9 protein-coding genes are annotated in these 13,449 nt (G+C 43.9%); all 9 read right to left on the bottom strand.

The features are described from left to right. Positions 1-912: enolase C-terminal domain-like protein (locus WBA23_RS23625; protein ID WP_424584739.1), on the bottom strand; the 912-nt coding region annotated here is incomplete at its 3' end. 149 nt (positions 913-1,061) lie between these two features. After that, entirely contained in the window at positions 1,062-1,901 is an 840-nt protein-coding gene (locus tag WBA23_RS23620; protein ID WP_424584738.1) for an RraA family protein, read from the bottom strand. Positions 1,902-2,076: 175 nt separating this feature from the next. Further along, a complete protein-coding gene (locus WBA23_RS23615; RefSeq protein WP_424584737.1) occupies positions 2,077-3,351 on the bottom strand; it encodes a mandelate racemase/muconate lactonizing enzyme family protein in 1,275 nt (424 codons plus the stop codon). A 113-nt stretch (positions 3,352-3,464) separates the two neighbouring features. After that, on the bottom strand, positions 3,465-4,400 hold the full coding sequence (locus WBA23_RS23610) for an RraA family protein (protein ID WP_424584736.1): 936 nt from the start codon (positions 4,398-4,400) through the stop codon (positions 3,465-3,467). A gap of 99 nt (positions 4,401-4,499) precedes the next feature. Continuing rightward, positions 4,500-6,044, bottom strand: a complete 1,545-nt coding sequence (locus WBA23_RS23605) for a SusD/RagB family nutrient-binding outer membrane lipoprotein (protein WP_424584735.1) — start codon at positions 6,042-6,044, stop codon at positions 4,500-4,502. Between the two features lie 11 nt (positions 6,045-6,055). Next, entirely contained in the window at positions 6,056-9,640 is a 3,585-nt protein-coding gene (locus WBA23_RS23600; RefSeq protein ID WP_424584734.1) for a SusC/RagA family TonB-linked outer membrane protein, read from the bottom strand. A 23-nt stretch (positions 9,641-9,663) separates the two neighbouring features. Beyond that, positions 9,664-10,671, bottom strand: coding sequence for a FecR family protein (locus WBA23_RS23595; protein ID WP_424584733.1), 1,008 nt, complete (start codon positions 10,669-10,671; stop codon positions 9,664-9,666). 196 nt (positions 10,672-10,867) lie between these two features. Continuing rightward, positions 10,868-11,485, bottom strand: a complete 618-nt coding sequence (locus WBA23_RS23590; RefSeq protein WP_424584732.1) for an RNA polymerase sigma factor — start codon at positions 11,483-11,485, stop codon at positions 10,868-10,870. A gap of 258 nt (positions 11,486-11,743) precedes the next feature. Continuing rightward, positions 11,744-13,449 (bottom strand): 1,4-alpha-glucan branching protein GlgB (gene glgB, locus WBA23_RS23585; RefSeq protein WP_424584731.1); only part of this gene is annotated, 1,706 nt, incomplete at its 5' end.

Raw genomic sequence — 13,449 nt, 5'->3', positions numbered from 1 at the left:
CCACTGATCCATGTAGTGCCAGGGAATGATATCTTCAATATAGGCCAGATTGTAGGGTTCGGCGGCTCGGGCAATTTTTACTGCCTCGTTTACATCAAAATGCCCCCAATGATCGGTTCCCATTGGTATTTCGTAGCCGATTTGCGAGCGCATTACATCCAGAAACTCAGTGAGCTTTTCAATACCCTTTTGAGTAATCTGCACCCGGGTAAATGGATGTTGGGTCTGATTATATTGGCGAGATTCATATTTATAAGGAGCGTACTTTCCTTCGGGTGCATTTACTAGCGCTCCGGGAATATCTTTGATAAGATTAATACCAATATCCATTTTCAGAGCCGTGTAGCCGTTGTCGATTCGCTCTTGCATCCGATTAGCATATTCCTGCGGATCTTTAGAAACTGTAGTATCACAGTAAACTCGCACTCGATCGCGGTATTTTCCGCCGAGTAGTTGGTATACCGGAACGTTGTAGGCTTTTCCGGCTAAATCCCACAAAGCCATCTCTACTCCCGACACTCCCCCACCTTGTCGGCCATGGTGACCAAACTGACGAATCTTCTTAAATAATCGCTCCACGTTGCAGGGATTTTCGCCTAACAATCGGCTTTTCAGAAACAAAGCGTATTCCTTGGCGGCACCATCCCGCACATCACCATGACCAACAATACCCTGATTGGTATAAATTCGCACAATAGGAGTACGGAACACCACGCCGCTAATTTCAGCAATTCGAAGGTCAGTAATTTTAAGGTCAGTGGGAGCTGAAAAGCGATTTACTTTTTGGGTGCTGTATTCTAGTGTCTCATCAATTGAGCTGTTGGCAAAAGCGCCTAATGATAATCCTCCTAAGCTGGCTTTTTGAAGAAAATCGCGACGATTGCTACTGGGTTTTTTTGGTTCTGAATCCATAATTAGTTAGTAGGTGGTTGTATTGTTCAATTGTCATTGGTCATTTGTCTTCAGTCACTTGTCATTTGTTGATGGTTGAATGAGGAATTCATTTTCACTTGTCCCTCAGCCGTTATCAATTTTCACTTATCATTTGTCAACTGCTTTTCTTACCAGGTTCTATTTTCTAGATACGTGTCCAGTTCTTCCCGCGACATCGGTATTTCGTCAGGATTTTCATCCAGCCAGGTCATAAAATCTTGTTTAATAGGATCAGTCCAACGGGTATCAATTTCACCCGGGGTGTAGGTCCCTTCGCGCAAGCGCTGATGACCAAACTTGTCGCGCAGGGCAACAAATTCCGCATTAATCAGCACTTCTTCAATCATATGAGCCGGTATGAAGATAACACCTTCTCGCTTAGCCAGCACTACATCTCCGGGTAAAACGGTGGCTCGTCCAATGCGAATTGGAGTATTTAAGCCGCCTAACGTCATATCTTTAATGAAGGAAGGGTCCCAGCCCCGAACGAAAGCATTGAAGCCATCAATTTCTTCTAGTCCGGCCAAATCACGCAGAGAACCATCAAAGACTACTCCGTTGCCTGATTTAGCGTAGATAGAATTTCCTAGATTATCGCCAATCAATGTTCCGTCTACCACTTTGCCGTAACCATCCGCCACGTATACGTCGCCCATTTGCAGTTCATCGATAGGCCAGGAGTTCATTCCACCGATTCGGCCGTCTTCCTCGCCTTCGGTTTTAAGGACTTCTTCCAAGTCGGGACGAGTGGGCATATACTGAGCGGTTAGAGCGCGACCGACAATCGGCTGATCGTCGTGGATCATCATCCAATTACCTTCAAACTGATTGTGGTAGTCTTTGCCCCGCATACTTCCCCAGGCTTCTTCAATAGAAATATTCTTGACTCGCTCAAGAATCTCATCCGAAACTTTCGGACGACCATCGGGGTACCGTTCTCCCTCCCATTGGCTGGTGAGTTTGACCATTTCGTCTCGGTTGAGCGTTAAGATTTGGCCGAAAAGTGTTTGCGATGAAAGACAGAAAATTAAAAAGAAAGTGAAAGAGTAGTGCATAAGGCTAGTTCAAAGTAAATAATTGAAAATTGGTAGTGAAAGACGATAAGTTAAGGTTAGCAAATTAAAACTGCAACTTCGGTTTAATTTAGGTGAAGAACGGCATATCTTTATCGGCATATTTCTTTAGACCTTCTTCATTGATTTCAACTCCAATTCCTGGCTTATTAGACAATGGAATATAGCCGTCCACAATCATTTCGCCATCGTAGTGGACGATTTCTTTGAACATAGGATTGGTATGAAAATAGATTTGCCACTCTAGAATCAGGAAGTTCGGAACCGAAGCACATACGTGAGCCGAAGCCATTGCGCCTAAGTAGGAGGCCACCATATGCGGTGCGAAAGGTACGTAGTACACATTAGCCAGATTAGCAATCCGCTGCGCTTCGCCCAGCCCCCCGGCCTTCTGTAAATCCGGCATAATAATATCGACTGCGCCAATTTCTAGTAACGGACGAAACCCGTAGGCCAAATACAAGTTCTCACCCGCACAAATTGGGGTGGTGGTCGATTGGGTTATATACTTATAAGCTTCCGCATTCTCGGCCGGAATAGGTTCTTCCAGCCACATAAGATGCAGAGGTTCCATCGCTTTAGCAACTCGCTTGCCGGAAGTTGTGTCAAAGCGACCATGCATATCTACGCATATATCCACGTGAGGTCCCAATGATTCTCGTACCGCTGTAATTTGGTCAACCATTCGCTCTAGTTCGGCCGCTCCTACTGTCCAGTTGTACGGATCGTATTTGTTGGGATCATTGCTATCGTCGATATCAAATTTTACTGCGGTAAAATTATGTTCGTCTACCACTTCCTTAGCCCGCTGTCCCATTATTTCGGGCTTTTCACGACTACTAGCGGTATCACAGTAGACCCGGATATTGTCCCGAAATTTTCCACCGAGCAGTTGGTATACCGGGACGTTCAATGCCTTTCCGGCCAAATCCCACAAAGCTGATTCAATGGCGGTGAGCACTGAAATATACATTCCGCCCTGGGCTCCTTCAAAGAAACCACGGCGGCGAACATCTTCAAAAATTCGATGAACATTGAGCGGATTCTTCCCTCTGATCCGGTCGCCCATCATCTTTACTAGATAGTAGGTACCGGGGGTGGCATCAACGGCTTCGCCATGGCCTACAATATCTTGGTTGCTATAAACCTTCACGAACAAACTGTGCCCATTGCGAATGTAGGCACACTTTATATCGGTGATTTGTAAATCAGAAGGTGCCGAAAAAAGGCTTTGCTTCTGCACGGCGGCAAATAGGTCATTACCAAAATTTGTTAATAGACTGAAACCAGCGGCTCCCGCTAGCCCTTTGGTAAGAAATGATCTTCGGTTGTAGGGGTGTTGCATAAATTTTAGTGTTATTGTATTAAAGTGCGAAGTGATATGGTGTCTCTGAAAGTGTCAGTATTGGTTAGATGGGTACCATAACACTTTAACACCGTAGCACTTAGTACTAATTTTTACCAAGTTCGTTCTTTCAATAGTTCTTGTATCTGTTCTTTAGGTACCGGAAGTTGGTCGAGATTGGCTTCGAGCCAGCGAGAGAAATCAGTTTCGATTTCGTCGCTCCAGCGAGAGTCAATTTGTCCGGCAGTATACTTTTTTTCGCGTAACCGCATATGCCCAAACATATCCCGTAAACGAACCACCTCAGAGGTTTGAGCTACCTTCTCAGCTAAATGAGCCGGAATCACCGATACTCCGCCGTTTTTTCCCAGAATTACATCGCCCGGAACTACCATAGTGCTCCCCAGATTAATCGGAGTGTTGATACCCATCAGCGTGGTGTTCTGGTCATGATTGGGATTGTGGTGCGAGGGGTGATAGCTACGGACGAATGAAGTAAACTTATCAAGCTCTTCCAGCCCTTCTATGTCCCGAATAGCTCCGTTGTACACAATACCGTTTCCCGAGTTAGCGTAAATAGCATTAGCGAGATTATCACCAATGGTTGGCCCATCTTCGTGGGCTCCAAACTGGTCGGCTACGTACACATCACCCGGCTGAAGCTCGTCAATAGGCCAGGCATTTTGGCCACGTATTCTTCCCTCTTCGTGACCTTTGTCTAACAGAGATTTGTAAACATCCGGTCGGCCCGGCATGAACATCGCCGTAAACGCCCGGCCAATCAGGGTGCTATCGGGGTGAATACACAACCAGCCCTCTTCGTACTGGTGGCGAAATCCCGCATTTTTCATTACCGACCAAGCTTCTTCGTGGGTGACTAACTTCATTCGCTCCAGCACGTCATCCGCCACCTTCGGACGACCGTCCGCAAACCGTTCACCTTCCCACTCGGGAGTGTACAACTTCATTTGCTCCACTGAAACGGTTTGACCGTAGGCCAACGGAAACCAAACGAATGATAATAATATGATGATAGTGGTCTGTTTCATAATTGGTTTGTCGAAAACCGAGATCCGGAAGTCGAAATCCGAACCTCGGAATTAAGCAACGTACTATTTTACATTATCAAATTGTTCTTTGCTAACTGCTTATTGAGCTACATCCCACCAAACTCTGGTATCCAGAACATCCGGACCCATTCGACTAATGGCAGCGTTTACATTTTCCGTATTCACCACTATTTCTGACGATGGGTAGGTATACCGGCGAATGAATTCTTCTGATGTTAAATCTTGACCCGGAAATGGGTTAGGAGCTAGATCGGGAAAGCCACTACGACGGAAGTTAGCAAAAGCTTCGGGGCCATTGAGGAACGATGCAATCCAGTATTGCTCATTGATTTGCTCTAAAGCAGTAGCATCAGACAGTGGATTATTATTGATAAACGCTTCAATCTCTTCTTCTGGAACCGCCGAGTCCTCATTGTAGGCAGCCATTTTTTCCATATGCAAGCGGATACCCTCGTGGAAAAGCTCTTCCGCTGAAGCAGTAATCCATCCTCTAGAAGCGGCCTCCGCCAGAAGCAGATGATTCTGAGCGGCGGTAACCATAAACATGGGAGTGGTTTGCGTAACTACCCTCTCTCGGTCAGCCTGAGCAAACTCATAAAAGCTGTCAAGTCCTAGTGCGGCGGCAGCCTGACGGGCCGTCTCATCATTGTTACCTACCGGCATGCCAATATGAACATCAGGATCATTAGTACCGTTACCATTGGGGCCAAGTACCTGCCCCGGACCAGAAGCAGCATCTACGTAAGTTACGGCAATAGACCGCAACCGGGGATCGTCAGTTTCTTGTAAAAAGGTTACAAACGGACCGGCTAAATAGTAATTGTTGGCTTCGGTAGCATTTAATATTCGTCCAGTTTCGTTGCGATAGTTGTTATCATGTCTGATAACCATATTCTCACTGTTCTCAGTAATCACTCCCGCTTGAAAAGCCTGCTGCACCCTTTGCTGAGCCGTGTTCGGATCAACTTTAGATAATCGCATCCCTGCTCTTAAGATTAATGAGTTCGCATATTTTCGCCACTGGTCAATATCACCCCCGTATAGCACATCGGCTGACTCAACCTCCCCAGAATTATTTAGGGCACTAGCAGCTTCGGTAAGCTCATTTATGATATCTGGATATACCTCTGATTGAGGATCATAGGTAGGATATAAAATCAACTCAGTATTCCCCTTCCCACCACTAATGTAAGGTATATCACCGTAAGAATCTGTGAGTATCATAAAAGCATGCGCTTGTAAGATGCGGGTCATTTGCAACAAGTTATTACGCGATGCATCGTCACTAATTCTTCCGATAATATCCCGAGTATGGCGAATAACGCCTCGATAATAGTTGCGCCATATCTGCTCGGTTGAGTTGCGGTTATCCTGATTAAAATTAGCTCCAGTCAACACCCCCGAATTAGGAGTGATTATCTGTTGAACAATTCCCATATCGTACACCAGTACTGAGTTGGGAAATGACATATTAATGACTGCTTCGTTTAGTTGAAACACCGGATTTATATCATCCGCGGTAGGATCAACCACATTGGTATTTAGCTCATCGAAGTTATCGTCGCAGGCGAACACCAGTAATAGAAATACCGGCAGAAAACGAAATATTGATAATTTATTCATAGTCGTGTATTCTAGAATTTGACATTTAAGTTGAAACCTAGCCCTCGGGTAGTTGGCAATCCGGTAGACTCTAAGCCGACCAAATTGTCTGAAGTGAACCCAAATGATTCGGGGTCAATGTTCGGAACCCATTTTTGGATGATAAACACATTATTAGCCACAAAATTTAGCGTAACTGCCTGGGCTGGAAAGCTTTCCGGTAAGAACTTAGAGAAATCATAGCCTAAGCTAATCTGACGAAGCTTCCAGTAGCCCCCATCGTATACAATTGGCTCAACCAACTGCTGCGAACGAACCACTTCCCAATAAGTCTGAGGATCAGCTGCCACCGTATTAATTTCACCTTGTTCATTAACTCCGTCGCCAATTACGCCATTTTCACGACCTTCTAAGGTCATCATATGCAGACCGTGGCGAGTAGCGTTAAAATTGGTACCCGACATCATCATATTGCCCAGCTTAAAGTCAATCAGGAATGAGAAGTTAAGTCCTTTATAGTTAAAGGAGTTAGTGATACCACCCACCCAATTCGGCAGGGCTGAACCAAAATTCACTAGATCTTCAGTACGTAGGGCTACGCCATTTCCTCCAAAGATTTGCCGACCTTGTGAATCACGACGGTAACCAAAACCAGCTAACTGGCCAATCTCTTGACCTACTACCTGTTGTAAAAATCCGTTAAATACATGGTTTCCTACGGTAATTGTTTCACCTGTCTCATCGGTTAGTAGACTCAGCACCTCAGTAATATTGTACATACCGTTGAAAGATACATTCCATCGGAAGTCATTGGTTACAATTGGAGCTACATTAACCAGAAACTCAAAACCACGCGTTTGGCTTTGACCACTATTGATCAGGGTATTATCAAATCCGGACGCTTCCGAAACCTGGGCACTGACAATTTGGTCAGAAGTAGTCTTTTGGTAAACCGCTACATCCAATCCCACGCGGCTATCGAACAGTTGCAGTTCCAATCCAATTTCAGCTTCATTAGCGCGCATTGGACGAAGATCAGGATTGGGAACATTATTACCACTTATCTGAATCACCGGTTGATTTGCTCCTCCTGGAGTAGCGAAAAGGTTGGGTCGTACATCGTAAAATAATACGTCAGAGTATGGTCGCACATCGGTATCGCTACCTACTTCCGCGTAGGCCGCTCGTAGCTTACCAAAGGTTAACCAACCCGGCGAGTTATTAAACGACTCCGTAAACACGTAACTTGCCGAAACCGAAGGATAAGAAATACTGCGGTTTTCCGGTGACAAGGTAGAAAACCAATCGTTCCGGAACGTACCGTTTAAATATAAGATGTCTTTGTACGATAATTCTACCGAAGCATACAAGGAATTAACTCCTCGTTCGGCTAAACTGTACTGCGGATTTTTTACCCGGCCGTTCTGTACGGTATACAGATCACGAATTACAAAATCGTCTACTTCCACAAAATTACGATCGCTTCGGCGGTACATCTGGTTGCCACCTAGGTTTAGGTTTACTCCAATATCGCCAAATTCGCGATAGGCATTAATCAATAAGTCAGCATTTATTTCCCGGAAACGGCGTGCCTCCTGCGTGAACGTTCCATTAACAAAGCCGTCGGGGGCGGTAGGTCGGGAAGCCTGACCGGTAGGATAGTTATTCCCAGATTGATCACGAGACCAGTAGTCCTGACCAATTCGCCCTTGCACGTAGATCCAGTCCGCCAGATCGTATTTCACGGCAATATTTCCGAAGACGCGATCCCGGCTAATATCTTGAAACTGCTCAGCTAACGTAAAGTACGGATTCGTACGATTACGGAAGCGAGAGTACACAAATTCATCACCATTTTCATTGTACTTATTAGCATCCAGTAGGTCTAGCGGCATGGTGTTGGCCATATTGTAAAGCGCAACCGGAATGGTATTATCTTGCTGGGCAACGTTCGGAGGGTTGTCATTATACTCATTCGAGTAATTGACTGCACCTGTTACACTTAGTCTCTGAGATAATTCGTACTGAAATCCTAAGTTTACCGTCCGTCGTGTAAACGAATTATTTGGTACGATACCCTGGCTACTTAAATTAGATAATGAAAGGTTCAGGCTACCATTTTCGCCACCCGCCGCAATTGAAACCGTATTAGTCACGTTTTGGCCGTTTCGAAAAAACTTATCAATGCGATCGCGCTGGGCAACGTAAGGGACTTCAATACCATCGAACAAGATTTGAGTCATACCCGGTTGTATACGCTCGCCGAACGACCATTGTCCCGATGTTGGGTTTTCGGAGGTGGGTCGCACCCCGTTTTCCCCTTGTCCGTATTGATACTGATAGTCCGTAAAGTCTAGCGGCTGCTCATTGGTATAATTGAGATTATACGTAACCCCAATTCCCTGGGTGCCTTTACCCTTTTTAGTGGTAATCATAATTACCCCATCTTTGGCTCGAGAACCGTACAACGCAGCCGCCGCTGCTCCTTTCAGTACGGTCATGTTCTCAATATCATCGGGGTTGATACTATTTAGCCCATCACCCCCATCCGAAGTAAACCCATTACCATTGTTTCCTAATGCGTTACCGTCGCCACCACCGGGGTTGGTACCAAAGTTGGTATTATCAATCGGCACTCCGTTAATTACGATTAGTGGATTATTTTGACCGGAAATTGATGACTGACCCCGAATACGAATTTTGGAAGTACCCCCGGGTCCAGTACCTAGGCTAGAGATATTCACCCCCGCAATTTTACCTTGCAAAGCATTCATCACATTAGGAGTACGGTTGACCGTAAATTCTTCGGGGTCAACGGTTGCGGTAGCGTAGCCTAACGTTCGGGAGTCTTTTTCGATACCCAATGCGGTTACTACAACTTCTCCTAACTCAGTGATGTCGGATGTCATAGATAGATCAACAATAGATCTTCCATTAATACCAACTTCTTCCTGAGCATAGCCAACCGAAGAAAAGACTAGAATTTCGGCATCATCCGGAACAGAAAGGGTATAGTTGCCATCAATCCCAGTTATTGTACCTATTGTCGTATTTTTTACAACAACATTGACTCCGGGTAAGGGTACATTTTCTTCATCCCTAACTGTTCCGGTTATCTCTCGGTCAATGAAATTTATGATCCGACTTTTCTGGCTTATTGAATTACTCGGTGCAGTGTACATAGCAGCAGATAAGACCACACCCGAATCGTCGGACTCTCGCTGGAGAGGCTGCTTTTTTACCTGCTTCACTTCTCTTTCTGAATCAGGTATTATGATAACGTAGGTACTATTGTTAATCTTTTTAAAGCGTAGTTTTGTTGAACTAAGAATGTGTTTTAAATTAGTTTCTAGGCTCGCCTTAGCATCAATATCAACTGAAACCGGTTGATCTTCCAGCAAGTGCCTTTCGTACATGAACGAAGTACCGTAAATTTCCTGCAAATTTTGCAACAGATTAGTCAACTGTTTTTTCTCGGCCGATTGCGTTGGAGTAGTTTCCCCATAGGTAGGGGCTGATTCGGTAGAAGCTATTAATTGAGCTTTTACTTCAGATAAACTTACCCAACCCAATACGCTGATTACAAAGACCAGTTTTAGAAGGTTGTTAGTAAACATAAACATTGGAGTTAGTATAAAAATTAATTCTCATATAGGTAGATAAAGTTATTTTCTTGTTCAATTTCAACTTGTAACAGTGTACTCAAAGCCATCAATACTGTTTCTAAATCTTCGGTTGAAATGCTTCCTGTACTGCTTATTCGGCGATTGCGAACCAACTCATTGTTTAGAATAAACTTTACCCCGTAGGTATCTTCCAACTGCCGAATGATGAGGCTCACCGGGGTATCGTCTAATACTAGTTGTTGCTTTCGCCAAGAGGTATAAATTTCGGGATTTACCTGACGGCGGGTTATTTGTTGGTTATCGGATGAGTACATCACGTATTCTCCTGGCTGCATAATAGCGTTGTCTTTCTCTGGAATGTCTAGTACAACTTTTCCTTCATCTAGCACCACTTGGGTTAATCCTCTACGGCTATTGATGTTGAACTGAGTACCTAAAACCTTCACCTGAAGATTCGTAGTGTGTACTTTAAAGGGAATTTGCTGCTGGTGCTGGGTACGGCGGTTAACAGAAAAGTAGGCTTCGCCCTCTAAAAATACTTCTCGCTGACTTTTATTAAGCCAATCTGCCGCAATGCTAAGTTGAGAGTTGCCATTCAATACCACTTGCGTGCCGTCTTCAAGTTCAATGGTTTGGGTTTCGCCAAAAGCTGTTTTGTAGACGGTTGATTCGCTTTGCGACCAATACCAAACAGCTACTGCCGTAGATAATATTATTGCTATTGAGGCAGCGTATCGCCAGGGTAAACGTGTAGGCTGAGCAGTTTGTTTTTCCTGAGGGGTAATTCGTTGGGCTACCTCCTGCCAAGAATCCCTAACTAATTTTTGAGGAACTACCTGCTTTTGAAAATTAACTTGAGTTAGCAATGCCTGAGCTTCAGCTACGACTTCAGTATGTTGAGGATTAGACTGTAGCCATTGCTGCCAGTATATTGCATCCTTATAATTGTTCTTTGGATCTCGTACCCATCGCTCAAAAGAAGGATCATTAATTAATCGTTGTACTAAGAAGTCGGGTTTCAATAAAGTACTGGTTTTACCTATATAGAGATGGTAACCTCAACTTTATACTCTCCAATTTTAAAAAAGATTAGAATCCTAATTATAATTTTCCTAACATAACACAACAACTATTAAAATAAGCCTTTAAAGTCGGCATCTATTTAATACATATTTGATAATAGTGTTAGCAAAAATAAAAACTTCGGAATAATGACATTTACCTTAATAGCCCGCTCAGTAAAAAGATAATCAAGATCACATAAGATGTTCTGGTCAATCTGCGATTCATAATTTCTTTAAGTGTCACATTTTCTCTAAGCGTAATTAAGCCTCGATATATGAAGTTTTGTGCTGACTGACCGCGAACTTCCATAATATCGGCAACCTCGTGAAGAGTAAGTCCTTCGTAAAATCTTAAATAAATAGCCTCTCTTTGTCTTTCTGGCAACTTATTTAATGCTACGACAATGGTCTTCTGACATAGCTGAGCATTTTCTTGTTGGAATTTTATATCTTGAGGTGAATAGCTGAATACTGGGAGATTATCTGAAAAATACAGAAGTTTAGAAGCGTTCTTTTTTTCGGTTAATAGTTCGCGTCGTAAAGAAGATAGCAGATACGCCTGGGGGTTTTCTACCTCGCTTAAACGTTCTCTACTTTCCCAAATTCGTACGAACACATTTTGAATACTCTGGTCAGCCGATGAGGTTCCTGGAATAATGCGGAGGGCATAGCGGTACATAATAGGATAAATCTGGCGATAGATAACTTCAAACGCTTGATAATCGCCTTGCTTTAATAGAATCCATAAATGCTGAAGGTGGGCCTCTGCCATATTAATACCCTGATAAACTCATTAAATAAGTTTACGCTAATTTTAACAGTAATCAAAATTTAGCAGTGGTAATTTATGAAAATCAAATCTTAGGCTACTTCAGCAGGAAATTTCAAGCTAAAAACATATTAGTTAGAAACTAGAAACCTGCTTAACAGCCCAAGTAGATTGTTCACTCAGATATTTAATCTGCAAATCATTAATTACCGTCGTACAGGTCTCAAAACTCAATTACGTTAGACCCTACTATCGTCAATACTATTGATTGTACTTTAGAATAATAGTACCTAAGGGGGGGAGTCGTAAATTTACCGAACGGCTGCGGCCGTGCATGGGTACTGGTTTTGTTTCCAGTTTGCCTTCATTTAGAACGCCGCTACCCCAGAAGTCAGGGTGGTCAGAATTAAAAATTTCTTTCAAGTGCCCCTTGCGTGACATCCCTATTCCGTAGCTTTCTCTTACTACCGGAGTGAGGTTCATCACTATGTAAAGATCATTTTGAGTCTGGTGCCCCTTACGAATGAAGCTGACAATACAATTTTGATAGTCTCCAATATCAATCCACTCAAAACCAGAATGATCGAAAGGCTTTTCGTATAACGCTGGTTCTGATTTGTAAAGCTCATTCAGTTTCTTAAACATCCACTGCAATGAGCCGTGTTGGGTAAAATCGTTAAGATGCCAATCCAAACTCTGGTCATGCCGCCACTCCTGAGTTTGACCAAATTCTCCACCCATAAATAGTAGTTTAGTACCCGGATGAGCGTACATATAAGTATAGAGGGTACGAAGGTTGGCAAACTTCTGCCATTCATCTCCCGGCATTTTATCAATTAAGGGGCCTTTGCCGTGCACTACTTCATCGTGGGAAAGTGGGAGCATGAAGTTCTCAGTAAATGCGTACATTATACTGAATGTAATTGTTCCCTGATGAAATGATCGGTAAACTGGATCTTGAGAGAAATACTCTAAAGTATCGTGCATCCAGCCCATCATCCACTTCATCTCAAAACCTAATCCACCAACGGAAGTAGGTCGCGATACCATTGGCCAGGCAGTAGACTCTTCGGCAATGGTCTGTACTTCTGGAAATTCAGCATCTACGGCATCATTAAATTCTCGCAAAAACTGAAGGGCTTCCAGATTCTCTCGTCCGCCGTATTGATTAGGAATCCACTCGCCATCTTTACGGGAATAGTCAAGGTAAAGCATAGAAGCAACGGCATCTACCCGCAAGCCGTCGATATGATATTCTTTGAGCCAATATAGCGCACTGCTTATCAAAAAAGATCGGACTTCATTACGTCCGTAATTAAAAATGTAGCTGTTCCAGTCAGGATGATACCCCTGCCGTGGGTCTTCGTGCTCGAATAAATGCGTACCATCGAAGTAAGACAACCCGTGCTGATCAGAGGGGAAATGCGAGGGTACCCAGTCCAGAATTACGCCAATACCTGACTGATGGAGTTTATCAATTAAAAACTTAAAGTCTTGGGGGGTGCCGTAGCGGCTAGAAGGGGCAAAAAAGCCAACGAGCTGATAGCCCCAAGAACCGTAAAAAGGATGCTCCATTACAGGTAAGAACTCTACATGAGTGTATCCCATCCACGATAAGTAAGCCGGTAATTCTTCGGCTAGATCACGGTAGGTTAAAAACATTTTACCGTTATCGCCTTTACGCTTCCAAGAGCCTATGTGCATTTCATACACCGACATTGGCTGGGATTCTAAAGCTTTTTCTTTTCGTGATTCCATCCAGCCATTATCAGACCATTCGTATGTCCCGTCCCACACTTTGGTTGCGGTATTGGGGGGAGTTTCCCAGTGAATAGCAAACGGATCACCTTTCTCAACTGAATAGCCGTTGTGGCTAGATTCTATAAAGTACTTATACGTTGCTCCCTGTTCAATTTTGGGAATGAAAGTTTCCCAAATACCAGAACCTTCCCAGCGAGGCTCCATAG

Origin of the sequence: Tunicatimonas sp. (assembly GCF_049647865.1) — a bacterium.
In the GTDB taxonomy this organism is placed as follows: domain Bacteria; phylum Bacteroidota; class Bacteroidia; order Cytophagales; family Cyclobacteriaceae; genus Tunicatimonas.
Note: the sequence above shows the minus strand (reverse complement) of the source record. Positions and strands in the feature narration are given on the sequence as shown.

Excerpts from the sequence above, each read along its gene's own strand:
- WBA23_RS23590 (WP_424584732.1), bottom strand. The coding sequence starts at position 11,485 with ATGGCAGAGGCCCACCTTCAGCATTTATGGATTCTATTAAAGCAAGGC.
- WBA23_RS23610 (WP_424584736.1), bottom strand. The coding sequence starts at position 4,400 with ATGAAACAGACCACTATCATCATATTATTATCATTCGTTTGGTTTCCG.
- WBA23_RS23600 (WP_424584734.1), bottom strand. The coding sequence starts at position 9,640 with ATGTTTACTAACAACCTTCTAAAACTGGTCTTTGTAATCAGCGTATTG.
- WBA23_RS23620 (WP_424584738.1), bottom strand. The coding sequence starts at position 1,901 with ATGGTCAAACTCACCAGCCAATGGGAGGGAGAACGGTACCCCGATGGT.
- WBA23_RS23605 (WP_424584735.1), bottom strand. The coding sequence starts at position 6,044 with ATGAATAAATTATCAATATTTCGTTTTCTGCCGGTATTTCTATTACTG.
- WBA23_RS23615 (WP_424584737.1), bottom strand. The coding sequence starts at position 3,351 with ATGCAACACCCCTACAACCGAAGATCATTTCTTACCAAAGGGCTAGCG.